Annotated in this window: 16 protein-coding genes and 1 tRNA gene; 4 read left to right on the forward strand and 13 right to left on the reverse strand. The window is 39.6% G+C overall.

Going from position 1 to position 15,711, the window contains the following annotated elements; translation table 11 throughout:
* The coding region (locus K4H96_RS11930; RefSeq protein ID WP_227956546.1) for a P-loop ATPase, Sll1717 family at window positions 1-1,361 on the reverse strand (1,361 nt) is incomplete at its 3' end.
* 196 nt (window positions 1,362-1,557) lie between these two features.
* Entirely contained in the window at window positions 1,558-2,028 is a 471-nt protein-coding gene (locus K4H96_RS11935; protein ID WP_223337943.1) for a DUF3013 family protein, read from the reverse strand.
* Between the two features lie 87 nt (window positions 2,029-2,115).
* Here K4H96_RS11935 and K4H96_RS11940 point away from each other — a divergent pair, with 87 nt between their 5' ends.
* On the forward strand, window positions 2,116-3,384 hold the full coding sequence (locus K4H96_RS11940; protein ID WP_223337944.1) for a replication-associated recombination protein A: 1,269 nt from the start codon (window positions 2,116-2,118) through the stop codon (window positions 3,382-3,384).
* A 265-nt stretch (window positions 3,385-3,649) separates the two neighbouring features.
* Window positions 3,650-3,722, forward strand: a tRNA-Lys gene (locus tag K4H96_RS11945).
* Between the two features lie 86 nt (window positions 3,723-3,808).
* Here the strand turns inward: K4H96_RS11945 and K4H96_RS11950 are convergent.
* From K4H96_RS11950 to K4H96_RS11965, 4 genes are read right to left on the reverse strand one after another with little or no spacing between them, the layout of a single operon-like run.
* Window positions 3,809-4,948: a site-specific integrase gene (locus K4H96_RS11950; protein WP_227956547.1), complete on the reverse strand. Its 1,140-nt coding sequence runs from the start codon at window positions 4,946-4,948 to the stop codon at window positions 3,809-3,811.
* Window position 4,949: 1 nt separating this feature from the next.
* The gene (locus K4H96_RS11955; RefSeq protein WP_000369785.1) at window positions 4,950-5,138 is read right to left on the reverse strand and encodes a DUF3173 domain-containing protein; all 189 of its coding nucleotides are present in this window, start codon (window positions 5,136-5,138) and stop codon (window positions 4,950-4,952) included.
* An 11-nt stretch (window positions 5,139-5,149) separates the two neighbouring features.
* Window positions 5,150-6,127, reverse strand: coding sequence for a hypothetical protein (locus tag K4H96_RS11960; protein WP_002896713.1), 978 nt, complete (start codon window positions 6,125-6,127; stop codon window positions 5,150-5,152).
* 45 nt (window positions 6,128-6,172) lie between these two features.
* Window positions 6,173-6,355, reverse strand: a complete 183-nt coding sequence (locus K4H96_RS11965) for a hypothetical protein (RefSeq protein ID WP_002916824.1) — start codon at window positions 6,353-6,355, stop codon at window positions 6,173-6,175.
* 208 nt (window positions 6,356-6,563) lie between these two features.
* Between K4H96_RS11965 and K4H96_RS11970 the strand changes: the two genes are divergently transcribed.
* Both K4H96_RS11970 and K4H96_RS11975 read left to right on the forward strand, forming a co-directional pair.
* A complete protein-coding gene (locus tag K4H96_RS11970) occupies window positions 6,564-7,076 on the forward strand; it encodes a helix-turn-helix domain-containing protein (protein ID WP_227956548.1) in 513 nt (170 codons plus the stop codon).
* Between the two features lie 218 nt (window positions 7,077-7,294).
* Window positions 7,295-7,810, forward strand: coding sequence for an HdeD family acid-resistance protein (locus K4H96_RS11975; RefSeq protein ID WP_003004261.1), 516 nt, complete (start codon window positions 7,295-7,297; stop codon window positions 7,808-7,810).
* A gap of 911 nt (window positions 7,811-8,721) precedes the next feature.
* On the opposite strand, the gene K4H96_RS11980 is transcribed toward K4H96_RS11975, so the two are convergent.
* The 7 genes from K4H96_RS11980 to K4H96_RS12010 all read right to left on the reverse strand — a co-directional run bounded on the left by K4H96_RS11980 (window position 8,722) and on the right by K4H96_RS12010 (window position 15,699).
* A complete protein-coding gene (locus K4H96_RS11980) occupies window positions 8,722-10,575 on the reverse strand; it encodes a Cna B-type domain-containing protein (RefSeq protein WP_223337946.1) in 1,854 nt (617 codons plus the stop codon).
* A gap of 396 nt (window positions 10,576-10,971) precedes the next feature.
* Window positions 10,972-12,594, reverse strand: a complete 1,623-nt coding sequence (gene groL / locus K4H96_RS11985; RefSeq protein ID WP_002928978.1) for a chaperonin GroEL — start codon at window positions 12,592-12,594, stop codon at window positions 10,972-10,974.
* Window positions 12,595-12,617: 23 nt separating this feature from the next.
* A complete protein-coding gene (gene groES / locus K4H96_RS11990; protein WP_002916854.1) occupies window positions 12,618-12,899 on the reverse strand; it encodes a co-chaperone GroES in 282 nt (93 codons plus the stop codon).
* 209 nt (window positions 12,900-13,108) lie between these two features.
* Entirely contained in the window at window positions 13,109-13,399 is a 291-nt protein-coding gene (locus K4H96_RS11995) for a hypothetical protein (protein WP_049553014.1), read from the reverse strand.
* A gap of 94 nt (window positions 13,400-13,493) precedes the next feature.
* Window positions 13,494-14,348, reverse strand: a complete 855-nt coding sequence (locus K4H96_RS12000; protein ID WP_002896727.1) for a PTS system mannose/fructose/sorbose family transporter subunit IID — start codon at window positions 14,346-14,348, stop codon at window positions 13,494-13,496.
* Window positions 14,332-15,177 (reverse strand): PTS mannose/fructose/sorbose/N-acetylgalactosamine transporter subunit IIC, encoded by an 846-nt coding sequence (locus K4H96_RS12005; protein WP_002896728.1) that lies wholly within the window; start codon window positions 15,175-15,177, stop codon window positions 14,332-14,334. Before K4H96_RS12005 ends, K4H96_RS12000 begins: the two co-directional genes overlap by 17 nt.
* 27 nt (window positions 15,178-15,204) lie before the next feature.
* The gene (locus K4H96_RS12010; RefSeq protein WP_002919850.1) at window positions 15,205-15,699 is read right to left on the reverse strand and encodes a PTS system mannose/fructose/N-acetylgalactosamine-transporter subunit IIB; all 495 of its coding nucleotides are present in this window, start codon (window positions 15,697-15,699) and stop codon (window positions 15,205-15,207) included.
* Window positions 15,700-15,711 lie beyond the last annotated feature (12 nt).

Below are 15,711 nucleotides of genomic sequence, written 5' to 3' on the forward strand. Positions count from 1 at the left end.
TTTATTCCTAATACTCCATGATTTACTAAAATCGTCAAAATTTGTAATAACTCCCCGATTTCTCCATTTCTTTTTCTAATAAAATCTTCTATTTTAAGATAAGCAAACTCCCCTTTCCCTAACTCCGAAATTATACCAATCACATCGTTTATCTCATCAAATCGTCCTGTCATCTTCAGCTCATTCGATATTTCTCTATAAAACCAATCCGAATATTCTTTTTCAATTTCAATTAAATTCGACATTACAACTTTAGAATCATTAGGATAATTTTTTTTATATATATTCAAAAAAGCAACCACATCTCTTGGACGTCCGAAAGTTCTTGACATGATATAAAAAAATACTGTTTCTTTCTTTGGGAAAAACGTATTTCTTATATCCTCTAGAGAATGTGCAGTATCAATACTTTGAGACATTTTATGAAAAATCATTTTCATTAACGGAGTGCCAGATGCCTTAGAGTTGGAACCATACCACCGAAGTTCAATTCCTCCCGATGTAATTGGCTTATTTATGTCACCTGATTTCCCAAAAAGTAGTTTTATTACATCACTTCTTAATAGAAGGATAATTTTTGAAGCTTTCGGAATCTTTTTATTTAATGCCTGTGCTCCATTAATCATAGAAATCATAAAATATAAAAAATTTTCCCTATCCATAATTTCTTCTAGACGATCCATGTCGTCAAAAAATATAGTATAGATTTTAGATGAATTTTCAATATAGTTAAGTATAATAGACTCGATCACTTCATATTTATTAAAATATGGAGAAACCTTGTTAGTTGTTGTTTGAGTGTTAGAAAAAGTTGACTTAGAATCCGTACTAAACCCAATATCAGATTTAGAGAATTCTAATTTTCCCATATTCTCTCCTCCCAAATGAGATTGCTCAATGAATTCCCGCACCTCCCAAAATTGGCGCTCTACATTCTTTAAGAGTTTCTTTATTTTATATTTTTTGAAGAATTGCCAAAAATACAATCTTTTAAAATCATCCTTAATTAAATCAATAAATTGCTGTAAAAAAACGTATCGCCAGAACAGAGATTGCTCTTCTTTTTTTACAGAATCATACTTAAATTCTTTCAATTTTTCAAGAATATATTCATCATAAGAGACTATTTTACTAGCCCTATTTTGAACTTTCTTATTCTTTTCGTTTATATATGATGCTAATAAAGTTTTACCTGTACCTTTTCGTCCATAGATTATAAATTTCTTCTTAGAATTAACCTGATTTTCAATCTTGGAATCTTCATCATAAAATAAATCTTGAAACTTTGGCTCCTGAGATTCCTCACTTCCACTCACATCACCAAAATTAAAATCTTTCATTGTTACTTCATCAATATTCAATACTTGTCTCCTCCACACAAAAAAACTAGTGCGCCTAGTGACATAACTTCATCGCCTAATATACGATTACTGACACTAAAATTACCGCACTAGTCTTTTATAACTAATAACTAACATACTTGTATAACACTATACTACCTTATTATTCGTAAGATGTCAATAAAAAAGTTTATAATACACTACTAAGTGAATTTCTCTAATACCTCGGATATGAATAGAAATCCGTCTCAGCCACATCTGCTCTGCCATTTTCAAAAGCCTCAGCATTCCAAGCCATCTCAAACTCTGCTGCCTCTGGATCCGCTAAGAAGTCCATGAGTGCATCGAGACCAGACTCAGCTGTTTGAGTTAGAAAATCCACGAAATAAGCCAGAAACTCCCGTGACAGCCCCTTTTTAGGCTCATAGGGCAGGGCTGCCAGATAGTCCTCAGCCTCAAAACGAGACTTGACTGGATTATAGAAAAGCACGACTTCCTCAAAGTAAATATCTTCAGCCGAGGCATTGCCCTCAGCATCAACAGTCTCAATCCCGCCCGGATTTTGCACCTCAAGGAGAAAGGCCACTTCCACCGCGTGATTCTTCTTGTCCCAGTTTATCTCATAGTCAAAAGGAAAGCTCTTCCCCATTTCCTCGTCCAATATCTCCAAAAAACCGTACTTAGCCATGATTTCCTCTTTTCATTGTGATAAAATATTACTATCTACAATAGTAACACAAAAAACCAAGAAAAACACTTGCAGAAAGGAAATCTTATGCCAGAAAACCTCGCCCTGCGCATGCGGCCGACCAGCATTGAGCAAATCATCGGCCAGCAACATCTGGTCGGACCTGGAAAAATCATCCGTCGCATGGCTGAAGCCAACCGCCTGTCCTCAATGATTCTCTACGGGCCACCCGGCATCGGCAAGACCTCTATCGCCTCGGCTATTGCCGGCACAACCAAGTTTGCCTTTCGGACCTTGAACGCCACCTTAGATAGCAAGAAGCGCCTGCAGGAAATTGCTGAAGAAGCGAAATTTTCCGGCGGACTGGTGCTCCTGCTAGACGAGATTCACCGCTTGGACAAGACCAAGCAAGACTTTCTGCTACCGCTGTTAGAAAGCGGCCTGGTCATCATGATTGGAGCGACGACAGAAAATCCTTTCTTTTCTGTCACCCCTGCTATTCGAAGCCGGGTTCAGATATTTGAGCTTGAGCCCCTCAGCAACAAAGACATCCGGACAGCCATTCAGCTAGCCTTGACGGATAAGGAACGAGGATTTGATTTCCCAGTGGAGCTAGATGATGAAGCTCTGGATTTCATTGCCATCTCTACCAACGGAGACCTGCGCTCCGCCTATAATTCACTGGACCTAGCCGTACTCTCTACCCCAGAAGATGACAAGGGCATCCGCCACATCACGCTTGATGTGATGGAAAACAGCCTGCAAAAGAGCTATATCACCATGGATAAGGACGGGGACGGCCATTACGATGTGCTCTCTGCCCTGCAGAAGTCCATCCGTGGCTCCGATGTCAATGCCAGTCTCCACTACGCAGCTCGTCTCATTGAGGCTGGAGACCTACCTAGCCTGGCTCGCCGCCTGACCGTTATCGCTTACGAAGATATTGGTCTGGCAAATCCAGACGCCCAAGTCCATACCGTCACAGCTCTGGAAGCAGCCCAGCGGATTGGCTTCCCTGAAGCCCGGATCCTCATTGCCAATATTGTCATTGATTTGGCTCTATCACCCAAGTCCAACTCAGCCTATCTGGCTATGGACAAGGCCTTAGCTGACTTACGAAAGAATGGGAACCTCCCCATCCCCCGCCATTTACGAGACGGCCACTATGCCAGCAGCAAGGAATTGGGCAACGCACAGGACTATCTCTACCCTCACTCCTATCCTGGCAATTGGGTCAAGCAGGACTATCTGCCTGACAAGATAAAAGACGCCAATTATTTCACTCCTAATGAGAATGGCAAATACGAGCGAGCCCTTGGAATGACCAAGGATAAGATTGATGACTTAAAAAAATGATGACATCGTTTGCAAAAAATCACATTTTTCTCTTGAATTTTTCAAAATTTATGGTATTATAATTATAGAAACGCTGTGGTGTACGACTTCACACTTAAGTGTTGACCGACTATTTTTTGTATTATTAGGGAAACAAAAGACTTCTAACAGCATGCAAGCCGTGTCACGCGGAAGCAGCTTCAGTTAGAGCGAGTTGCCCACCTGCTTAATTGCGCGGGTTCAATACAAATCGTGAAGGTCCGGCACCAATACAGCTTTTTCTATTGCCTCCTTAGCTCAGCTGGCAGAGCAGCGGACTCTTAATCCGTGGGTCGCAGGTTCGATCCCTGCAGGGGGCATAGAAATAGATAAGAAAAAGCCTTGATTTACAAGGCTTTTTTGCTTGTCTATAACTGATTTGCCCCATCATTTGCCCCACATTTTTTTATGAGCAATCTTTCCAGACATCTCTGATTTGATTAAATTCCTCAAAAATTTTCTCCTCTAAAGTGTGTCCATATACTTCTACTAACATTGAAATATCTCTATGCCCTAGAATTTTTGCAATAACTCCAAGGTCAAAACCTTTGTGCCAGAGGTAGCTCCCATAGGTATGACGTGCTCCTTTTGTCGTGATAATTGGATAAATATCTAATTCATTTAAAAGAACACTCAAAGCTTTATTGACACTTGCAATGTCTGGTACCAAGTGAATATATCCATAATGCTGAAAAATCATTTTATACCTATTCTTGATTCCTAGCTCTTTATTAGCCTTCTCCTGTTCAATTTTTAGGACTTGTAATATCTTAATACATTCTTCGTCTATCGGTACCATCCGAATAGACGTTTTATTTTTTGGAGGGACAAATTTATGAGAAAGGGTATTAAACCTCCTATATGTTTTTAGCAGTCCTCTGTCAAAGTCAACTTCATTCCAAGTTAACGCTATTAACTCTCCAAACCTCATGCCTGTTTTTAATAGAAAATAGACAATATAAGGAACAATTGAACGTTGGTAATCAAATTTTCTCTTTACTGCTAAAAGTAAATCCAGATAGTCCTTTTCTGTATGTAAATATTTCTCTTCTGTCATCTGTTGTTCTTTGGATGAAAATAACTCGACATGTTGTGTAAAATCATCTATTAGAACTTTGTCTGCAATTSCCATTTGGATGCTCTGATGAATCCCAGTATTCAATCTACCAAGAAAATTTCTACCAACTGTTTGTCCATACTTATTCATAATTCTTTGGTATTCACTCGCACGAATTTGAGTGACTTTTTTATTTCCAAATAATCTTTCAATTGTGTTTTTACGGAGAAGATATTTTTTCTTTGTCTCTTCCGACCTACTACTCGGTAGAATTTTTAGTTCAAGCCATTCTTGATACAGATCTACAAGAGAAATATCTCTAGAAATTCTTTTTCCTAAACGAAGTTCTTGCAGAATCGSTTCAGCTTCTGACTCTGCAAGTTTTTTTGTTTTAAAACCGCTATTATGAACAACAGTTTTCCCTTCGCTACGAATTTCATAGGTCCATAAATTACTATCTCCTCGCTTTCGATAACGAACACTTGCCATATTACGCCACCTCAGTTCCTAGAATCTCATTTACAACACTTTTTGGAACAACCATCAAACGTTTGCGATTATAAAATGTATAGCCTCGTGAGACAAGTAATTCTCTTGCCTGATGAATGATATCATTTGCTGTATGAGGGCGATAGCCCATTTCAATTAATTCTTTGTTACTAATTAAATTATTGTCCATAGTTATCCTCCTTATTTATTTTCTAAATTCAGAAACTCGCCTACAAGTAGTTGTAATTCTGCATTTAATTTAGGGAGATTCTGTATTAATACTTCTTTTAATTCTTCCGCAAATTGGTTCGTTTCTTCTCTCAATAGTTTGCGGACTCTTGTTTTTTTCTTTTTGATGCTGTCTGATTTTAAATTTGGAAAAGCCAATGATAACAGTTCAGGATTGTTGAGAAAGATAATTGTAAATGCTCTTTGCTCCACTCGAATATGTTCTAGCTTATAAAATCCGAAATTATCAAGTCGATTCATAACATCTTGGACCATCTCCTCACCAATCGCTTTGGTTCTAAGTTGGAATTCCAGTCTCCACCAAAACGGATTTACAGCCAAATCTAGCTTCTCATCGCGCTTGTGAGCAATGATTTCTTTATTCTTATCATATAACCTAACTTGTACATTACTACCGCTAGAACCCCAATATTTCGTCTCTAATTCACCCCCTCTACCATAGAAGACCTTATGGGTAACACCACCTTTAATATGTTGCAAATTAACGATTTCAGGCCTATTGAAAATGTCAAATGCCAAATCAAAACGAGACAAACGTACTGTCAATGAATTCAATCTAGCAAAGTACATTAATTGCCTCCATACTTTCATTCCATCAAATTCTTTTAAAGTATTAGGATTGAAATCAATTCGAATCAATTGTTCATTTCCATAAGTGGATAATTGAAAAAATATAATATTGATTGAATCATACTCATTAAAATCTTTAGCTAAAGTAAATACATCATCTCGTACGTTATCATGTATTTCAAATGAATCAACTCTTGTACTTATTGCCTGTTTCAGATTTTTAAAAATTTGTCTTAGGGAACCAATGTCTGTATCCCAGATAACCGTTAATCTATCAATACTGACATCTAACCGCTGTACTAATTCTCCTACATCACATCGTTCTTGAATACTTCTTAAATCTTGTATAGAAACCAACAAAATTGTCCCCCCTTCTTTTAGATTTTTTAGGTTTCAGAAACACCGTCAAATCAACGATTGCTCGTTCCGTCGTTCTTTGGGCGTTGCCCTAAGTGTCCCTTTTTGCTGGCTGTTAGAATAGCCAGCTTTTGCTTGGCTAGAAATTGTCTGGACGGCAGTCTGCAGGACTTCGCCTGACTTCCCGTCAGGCTCGTCCCTTGTCCTTGTCCACACAATTTCTAGCTCCAAGGCTTCGAATAGTCATAAGTCATAGTCTCATCCTCAACTTCCTCCTCACTCACTGTCCCTAAACTTATGAACTATTTTTTATCATTTATAACTTATTTCTAAGTTATAAATATATTTTATAAAAAATATTTGGAGCAGTCAACTAAAAACTTGATTTGTAAGTTTATAGATGATAGAATAAGTTTAAAATACAACATAGGAGTTTATCATGACCTTTATTATTCAAAATTTTGGACCCAATTTGGCACGATTGCGCATAGAAAAAGGAGTAAGTCAAACTCAACTTGCGGAAGATTTAGGAATCGGTAAACAATCCATCTCTGATTACGAAAAACAAAAAAGCTATCCTACCTTTGCAAATTTAGATAAGATAGCAGAATATTTTAATGCAACTCCAACTCAACTTTTTGGAACTAGTAAAGAGATTGAATTAGAAAAGAGTGTTCTTGAATCGAATGAATACTCTGATAAAGTAAGTGAGATCTTAAAGGCTGTCAAATACATCGAACATTTTCTAGAAACTGATGGACAGTACTTAGAGGATTTACTTTACTTAACAAGAGGCAACCAACTATACACAGAAGATGGAGAWGAGTTGTATATTGATCCAACTTCTCAGAAAAGAACACTTCATAACCAATATGAACCTGGTTTTATTGAAGCAAGRGATAAATCTCCACTAGARCTCTTAATTGAAAATAAGGAATTGTTTGATAAATAGAAAAAGCGAGGATAACCTCGCTTCAGATTGAAGTTAAAATCTTTAGAAGACACTTTTATAAGGACTTTGTCTTCAATCTGTGAAAAGGAGTGAAAACTCCTTTTCTTTTTGTAAGTCAGACTGAAACTTCCAAATTGTTTATTTATTTTATTGACATTTTCTATAAAAATAAGTACAATAGTTTTATTAGCAAACTATACTATATAGGAGGTATTGAAATGAAATTTTCTAATCGTTTACTGCTATTCCTTGCAGGAGTTGTTTTTGTCCTTTTAGGACTTTTCCTATTTACAAACCCAGTAGCTAATCTTGTTGCTTACAGCTGGTGGATTTCATTTGGTTTACTGGTTTCTTCTATAGCAGCTATTTTAGGCTATTTCTCTGCACCAAAAGAGCTTCGCTCACCTGTTTATCTTTTCCAAGGATTTGTTAGTCTTCTCTTAGCTCTTTACCTCGTTGCTTATGGCTTTGTGACCCTGCCGGTCGTCATTCCGACCATTGTAGGAATTTGGTTAATTGTAGAAGCCATTATTGCTTTCTTTAAAGGCAATCGTCTAAGATTGATTTTCCCTATTATTGGTAGCAATATCATGTGGGTAGCCTTGCTTGAATTTTTACTAGGTCTAGTGATTCTGTTCAATCCAGTGGCTACAGGTGTCTTTGTCGTTTATGTCATTGCCTTTTCWTTTTTAGTTACTGGCTTCACCTACATTATTGAGGCCTTTCGTAAATAGTCTAGTTGCTATTTCTATCGCATTCAAAAAAGCTGGGAAATCATATTCTCAGCTTTTTCGTCTCTTTAATTATCACTTTTTCGCATTCCATTCTACGTAGAAATTTGTTTTTCCATTTTATTCTCCAATTTGATCTCGCACTGACATTTATTTATAACAAAACTATATATCTAGAATAGCATAATCATTAGGTATTATAGGTTTTCAAACAAAATACGAGTCATTCGTTTTTGCCCCGCTTTTGCCCCATTTTTAAATCCTGACATTGAAAATACCTAAAAGTATTTCCCTAAAATCAGCTATATTTCAACATTTTTGTTTATTTTCAATATGAAAAGTTCTTACAAATCCATGTAGGGGGCATCTAAACAACAGCAAAAAAGCCTTGAAATCAAGGCTTTTTTGCTTATTTAATTTCGCTTTTTTCAGCTCAATCATCTCCTTAAATTCAAAGTAGATTTTCCACACGAAAAATCCCCTTCCTTTAGGCACAAGAAAGGAGGGGGCATTGCATAACAAAAACTACGAGAGAAGACTGAAGTAAAATAAGTTTGACGAAAACTTGACAAAGATGGTTACACACCGAGCATATTCCTAAGGATGTCTTATAATTTTTTTGGTTTAGGAATTAAGAAAGATTATATATATCAAGTTTTGATGTACCTCACGCTTGCACATCAAAGCGGTCTTCCCCGTAGTTCTGAGCAACTAATTTGTTCTAGGAAACATCTTAGTTGCTTTTTATTTTAAAACAACTATATTACGGAACATCACAGTCTTGATTAACAAAAGGATACAAGATAGTGACTGATTGTAAAAAACATTCTTATTTCTTCTTTCTAAAAAGCGACCACTGCTAATCCGGGTTTGGAGTAAAAAATCTCTGTCCCTCAAAGGAACAGAGATGAAATTTATTTCTTCTTAGCACGGAAGACAATGAAGCCTACCAAGCCTACTAGAGCTACTCCAGCAGCAATCATGATCCAGCTAGCATTCTCACCCGCTTTAGGGAGAACTTTCTTGGTTCCAACATTAGAGGCATTTCCTCCGCCAGTACCATTGTCTGATTCGATGATCACAACAGTGCTTCCTGTAGTGCTGCTTGAGCTAGAAGTCGTGCTACTGCTACTTGAGCTAGAGCTAGAACTACTACTGCTGCTCTTAGAGCTATTGTCCGAGCTAGGTTTCGGCGGTTGCGGAACTCCTGGAACTGGTGTATTAGTAATGTTCATACCATCAACAGTAGCTGTATAACCATAAACACGGTCTTCAGTAACTGAGTAGACAATATCTTTTCCATCTTCACCAGTCGCTGGCAAGTCAGTGAACTCATACTTCCACTCACCCTTATCATTCGGACCAACTTCTTTATGAGCAACTTCAGTGCCATTTGCATAGAGACGAACGGTAATCTTGTCTGGACGTTTGCCATCTTTATCATTGTCATCATTCCAAGTCTTGGTACCTGAAGCGGTAATCAATGCCTTACGGTTGGTAAAGTCTTTGTAAATAATACCAGAACCATAATTTTTGAGCTGAGCGGCATTAACCTGAATCTCTTCATCTGACAGTTGGTAACCTTCTGGTGCCTTGGTTTCCTTAATCAGATAATGCTCCTTAATCAAGTTGCTGAAAGAAGCAATCCCGTTAGCATCACTGGTTGCTTTTTGAACAATTGTCACACCATCTTCATCGTATAATGTGAATTCAGCACCTGCTAGGGCTTTACCAGCTTCATCTTTCTTAGTCACCTGCACACCGTAGACATCTCCATGTGCATAGCCGTTTGCACGTTGGTAACGGACAGCAACTGATGATTTTTGCTCTTCAATATTATCTGCTCGCATAATTGCTTCGTTCGGGAAGACAGTTCCGTCAGCCGGAATTGTTGGGAAATTAACACGGTAGCGGACATAGAAGCCTTCATTGGCACCGATATGCCCCATGTTAATGGTAAAGGAACGCTTGTCAGCAGCAAGATTAATCGTATAATTTGCTGTCACATCCTCGCGTTGCTGACTTAGTCGATAAGAGTTATCAGCTGGGTCAACAACCCATGAACCTTTAAGAATTTGGAAGCTGTTAAGATCAATTTCTCCGGTATTAAAGCCCAGAGTATCTGAAATAACAACATTATCCAGTTCTTGATTTTGTTGGTTGATATTCAGACTATAAGTAATGCTCTTGATATTATCCGCATTATTCCAGCCATATTTTATGAAAGTATAAGGAGTTGCTTGGCCAGGAAGACCTTTGTAGTCAATTTTTCCATATTCGACAATCTTCTTGCCAACGATAAGTTTCAGAGGGATTGAGCCTTTATCTCTGGCTACTGTATGATCAACGCGAGCTAAAAGGTGAACTTTCCCTTCAATATGAGAGCGAGTCAGGACATAGTCTGTATAAGTCAGTGTAAGCTGCTTAGAGCTTGCATCAACCACAGCTGTCGCTACGAGATTGCCGTCATCATCTTTGACTTCAAAATCAGCTCCCTCCAAGGCAAACTCAACAGGAAGTCCAATGGTAGTAGTATCTCCTGGCTGAACCTTGCCGTAATTGAAGGCAAAGTTTGCGTCAATTTGAAATTTTTCCCAAGGGGAAAGGCCGTCAGTCAGTTCTTCACCCTTCTGATTGTAGACATTGATTGATGTGATAACATCATCTACCGTGTTAGCTCTGGCAGATTGACTGCTAGAAAACAGGCTAAAGAGGAGCACAAAGACTACTGAGAAAAAGCGCGCAATAGTATGAGATATTTTTTTCATAAATAATCCCTCCAATATTACTTTTTTACCAAAAATGTTGAAATTAGATTAAATCCAGCTTACTTTTCTGGTGTACTACATATATTAGCCTATCATAGGATTTTATATAAGTCAAATATTAGACCGTATTTTTGTACAAAGTTCGGAATTAGTATACAAATTGTCAACTTTGTCTAATATATTTAAGCTTTTACCTGTTTTTATATATGAAAACTACAATTATTTCCGGGTTTTGCTAAAATTTTAAGGTTGATTTATAAAGATAATTTAAAAAGCTAAAAGCAAATCCTTCAAGCATATCTAGACGATATAGAAAGATTAACAAAAAATTGCCCCAGTCACCATCAGACTGGGGCAATCTTCTATTTTTATCAGTTAGCGTTTTGTGACTTTGGTCTACATCATACCGCCCATCATGCCTGGATCCATAGCTGGAGCTGGGCTTGCTGGTTCTGGTTGATTAGCCACTACTGCTTCGGTTGTCAAGATAAGACTGGCAACAGAAGCGGCATTTTGCAAGGCTGAACGAGTCACCTTAACTGGGTCAATGATTCCAGCCTCAATCATGTTAACCCATTCACCAGTCGCAGCATTGAAGCCTGTACCAGCTTCAGAGTTTTTCAGACGATCAATCACAATTGAGCCTTCAAAGCCAGCATTCAGAGCGATTTGACGAACAGGCTCTTCCAAGGCGCGAAGAACGATGTTACGTCCAGTCGCTTCATCCCCTGCCAACTCAAGACCTGCGACAGCGTCCAGTACGTTGATATAGGCCGTACCACCACCGGAAACGATTCCTTCTTCTACCGCTGCACGAGTTGCATTAAGGGCATCTTCGATGCGGAGTTTCATTTCTTTGAGTTCTGTTTCGGTTGCAGCTCCGACCTTAATCACAGCTACACCACCGGACAATTTAGCCAGGCGCTCTTGCAGTTTTTCACGGTCAAACTCAGAAGTGCTGCTTTCAATCTGTGACTTAATGACTGCCACACGGTTAGCAATGGCTTCAGGATTTCCAGAACCTTCCACAATCACAGTGCTGTCTTTATCAACAGTGACTTTAGAAGCTTGTCCAAGCGCTTCAATCGTAGCATCTTTGAGCTCTAGGCCAAGATCATCTGTAATCACTGTACCGCCCGTCAAGATAGCGATGTCTTCCAACATAGCCTTACGACGATCGCCAAAGCCTGGTGCCTTGACAGCTACGACATTAAAGGTTCCGCGAATCTTGTTAAGAACCAGCGTTGGCAGAGCTTCTCCGTCCACATCATCTGCAACAATCAAAAGCGGACGGTTGGTCTTCAAGATATTTTCCAATAATGGCAGAATCTCTTGAATGTTAGAAATTTTCTTGTCAGTAATCAGGATGTAAGGATTGTCCAGTTCGGCTACCATTTTTTCATTGTCAGTTACCATGTACTGAGACAAGTAGCCGCGGTCAAACTGCATACCTTCAACTACATCCAGCTCAGTTTCCATTCCTTTGGACTCTTCAATGGTAATGACGCCATCATTTCCAACTTTTTCCATAGCTTCAGAAATGTACTCACCGACTTTCTCGCTACGAGAAGATACGGCAGCAACCTGAGCAATAGCTTCCTTGTTAGAAACTGGTACTGAGTTAGATTTCAGGGCTTCAACAGCTGTCGCAACGGCTGCTTCAATCCCACGGCGGATACCGATTGGATTAGCACCAGCTGTAACATTTTTAATCCCTTCGCGGACGATAGCCTGTGTCAAAACAGTTGCTGTTGTTGTTCCGTCACCAGCAATATCGTTGGTTTTTGAAGCTACTTCTGACACCAGTTTAGCGCCCATGTTTTCAAAATGGTCTTCTAGTTCGATTTCCTTGGCGATGGTTACACCATCATTGGTGATAAGCGGTGAGCCAAAGGATTTTTCCAAAACGACATTGCGGCCTTTAGGACCCAAAGTCACCTTGACAGTATTTGCCAAGATGTCAACTCCACGAACCATACTGCTTCTTGCATCTGCTGAAAATTTAATATCTTTTGCCATTTTATTATTCCTCTCTTCTAATCTTACTCGACAACTGCTAGAATATTGGCTTCACTGACTAAGAGATAAGCTTCATCTCCGTCCTTGACTTCCACGCCTGCGTGATTTTCTACGAGAACCTTGTCTCCTTCCTTGACACTCAGGGATACCAGCTCACCGTTCAAAGTACGAATACCTTGTCCGACTGCTACAACTTCAGCTGTCTTAGTCGCTGCTTGGCCGTTGCCTGCAATGACAAATCCGCCAACTTTCTGCTCTTTTTCTTCTACTTTCAGGACCACACGGTCTCCTAATGGTTTTAACATAGTTTTCCTCCAAAGATTGAATTTTTAGCACTCTAAACTATCGAGTGCTAATCTATAGTTATTATTTTATCACTTGGTCAGAAATAGTCAAGAAAAAAACCGGCTAGATGAAAGAAAAATTTTATTTTTTTGCTTTACTTGCTCCTAAAGCCAAAGAAAAAAACAAGTCCGAGCTAAAATTCTCTCAGACTTGTCTTTAGGGGGAATGTTTACCTTGCAAGTTTTAGTTTTGCTTCAAAATCATCAATCACTTTTTGCAGATTTAGGCGCCCTCTATAGATGCCATAGCCAAATACGAGCATGGATAAGATCCCTAGTAGAGCTAGGACGATTCCTGCAATCAGCGCTAGGAGATTGGTCTCATGAAAGAGATAAATCAGAACAAGACCGATGCTGGCAACGGCAAAGAAGAGACTAAACCAGCGTCCTAGATTTTCAATCATATGCTTCTGGTAGTGAATTTCTGTTTCATAGCCTTGAATCAATTCTTGTTCTGTCATGATCTTCTCCGTTCTTTCTTTTACTCTGCTCAAAAAAATTTGTATTAGACTAGCAGCACATCGGACTTACTGCTAGCCTAAAATTGAGCGAGGATTAGTATTTCAGTTGAGGGTCAAAGATGCCAAGCGCTACACCAATCAAAGCAATGACAACCAAGAGGAGCATAACAAGGTTTGGTGATACCTTTTTCTTAGCCATCAGCCACCAGCAAAGAGTGATAAAGCCAGCTGTTAAGAGCCCTGGATAAACACCGTCAATCTTTTCTTGCAGCTTCAGGAAGGCTTCGCCATCAGCATTTTTCAGCTCTAATGAAGTCGTTACAGAGACCCAAGTTGCAGCAACTGCCCCGATAACCATACCACCAATGACACTGATTGCCTTACGAAGCGCCTGTCCTTTAGGTCCTACAAGGAATTCTACCGCCTTGTCCCCTAATTCATAGCCTTTGAAGTAGGCAAAGCGCATACCGCCATAGATGAGAACATTCCAGACAAGGATATAGAATAGAGCCCCGATAGGATTTCCACCTTTCGAGAGGCCAAGGGCAATCCCCAGCAGAACTGGAATCAAAGTTCCAACAACCAAAGAGTCACCGATACCTGCGATAGGTCCCATGAGACCGGCACGCATACCATTGATAGTTTCGCCGTCAACAGCGTCACCATTGGCACGCGCTTCTTCCAAACCAGCTGTAATCCCCACTACCAAAGCTCCAAGCTGAGGTTCTGTGTTGAAGAAAGCTGTATAGGTCTGCATAGCTTCTTTCTGCTCAGCTTTGTCTTTGTAGAGTTCTTCCACGATTGGCAGCATAGAGGTCAAGTAGCCGAAAGTCTGCATGTGCTCTTGAGAGAAGCAAGTCAAATGACCATAGTACCAATGGTGGAATGATTTCGCTAAAGTCTTTTTAGTTATTTTCTTTCTTTCAGCCATCTTAGATATCCTCCTCATCGTCATCAAAATCAGCTCCACCAGCCGGCGCGGTTACTCGAGCTGATTTGATTACTTCCAATTCATAGTAAATTACTGCAAAAATCAATGAAACAACTGCACTGGCAACCAAATTAAGACCAAGTGACTTAGCCAAGGTGAAGCCCACAAAGAATGGGATAAAGTCAGCAGCCTTGGTAACGATTTGTTTCAAGAGAATGGCAATACCGACACATGGGAGAAGAGCTCCGACTGTAAAGAGGGATTTCATGATGAAGCCATCCATTGGCAGGTGGGTTTTCATCAGTTCAACCATATTCGGACCAAACTTCGTGATGATCATGGTTGGAAGGAAAGAGAAGACAAAGTGGGAAATCCAAGGATAGACCCAGTCAACAGCGTAAAGCTTTTTGAATTCGCCTTTTTCAACAGCTTTCCAACCAATATGTTGCCAAAGCAAGTTTGTAGTAGCTGTTCCATAGAAGAGAACTGTACCGATAGTACCAACTGCTGCTCCGATTGGTGCAGCTGCTGCAGCGATAGCAGATTCAGACGTGATTCCTTTAGAGTGAACAAACAAGATTGCGAGAGGAATCCCAATGTAAGAGATCGCCCGCACGTCAGCGGAAACTGTACCACCTGGTGTTACCAGAGCGATATAGAGGACCTGAAGGGCTACCCCAACCATAATCCCTGTTTTTAAATCTCCAAGAATCAAGCCACTAATCAAGCCTCCGACCAGAGGACGTCCCAGAGTGTAGTTACCAATACTAGAACCACCCATACCAGGCATAGAAGCTAAACTAGCAAAAAGACCCAGTAAAGCGGCTTGCAGCCAAGAAATTGTCATAATAGACTCTCCTTTTCATTATTGTAATTAAAAACCAAATTTAGACTTGAAATCGCTCCAGTAACCAATGGAAACATCTGGTAAGAGCTGGAATTTGACTTTGTAACCAGCTTTTTCCATTGCCTCAATCGCTTCTGCCTCTTCCTGGGTGATGGACTGGTTGTTGCCCAGCTTAACAGCTCCCGGACGGTCATTAGCAGGACCGACGATGATTTCCTTAACATCCCCAGGTACAAAACCTTGGTCCACTAGGATTTCCTTCATATCCACAGGATTTTTCGTAATGAGGAAATAGCGACTATCTGACTCTGTGACCTTGCCTGATTTTTCCTTGAAGGCTTCCTTGGTCCAAACAAAAGTCTTCTTGTCAGAAGCTCCCTTGTAGGCCTGAATCAAAACCTTGTTTCCTGCCGCAGCATTATTAACTGCAATCAAGCCATCACAAGGGTATTCCTTAGCCCAGCGAGTGACTGTTTGACCGTGGATCATGCGGTCGTCAATCCGTACAAATGATACTGTCATCTTTAAAATCTC

It is taken from the genome of Streptococcus sanguinis (genome assembly GCF_020729765.1).
In the GTDB taxonomy this organism is placed as follows: domain Bacteria; phylum Bacillota; class Bacilli; order Lactobacillales; family Streptococcaceae; genus Streptococcus; species Streptococcus sanguinis_Q.

Coding starts and splice junctions, on each gene's coding strand:
- K4H96_RS11935 (WP_223337943.1), bottom strand. CDS start 2,028: ATGGCTAAGTACGGTTTTTTGGAGATATTGGACGAGGAAATGGGGAAG.
- K4H96_RS11940 (WP_223337944.1), top strand. CDS start 2,116: ATGCCAGAAAACCTCGCCCTGCGCATGCGGCCGACCAGCATTGAGCAA.
- K4H96_RS11955 (WP_000369785.1), bottom strand. CDS start 5,138: ATGGACAATAATTTAATTAGTAACAAAGAATTAATTGAAATGGGCTAT.
- K4H96_RS11980 (WP_223337946.1), bottom strand. CDS start 10,575: ATGAAAAAAATATCTCATACTATTGCGCGCTTTTTCTCAGTAGTCTTT.
- groL (WP_002928978.1), bottom strand. CDS start 12,594: ATGGCAAAAGATATTAAATTTTCAGCAGATGCAAGAAGCAGTATGGTT.
- groES (WP_002916854.1), bottom strand. CDS start 12,899: ATGTTAAAACCATTAGGAGACCGTGTGGTCCTGAAAGTAGAAGAAAAA.
- K4H96_RS11995 (WP_049553014.1), bottom strand. CDS start 13,399: ATGACAGAACAAGAATTGATTCAAGGCTATGAAACAGAAATTCACTAC.
- K4H96_RS12000 (WP_002896727.1), bottom strand. CDS start 14,348: ATGAGGAGGATATCTAAGATGGCTGAAAGAAAGAAAATAACTAAAAAG.
- K4H96_RS12005 (WP_002896728.1), bottom strand. CDS start 15,177: ATGACAATTTCTTGGCTGCAAGCCGCTTTACTGGGTCTTTTTGCTAGT.
- K4H96_RS12010 (WP_002919850.1), bottom strand. CDS start 15,699: ATGACAGTATCATTTGTACGGATTGACGACCGCATGATCCACGGTCAA.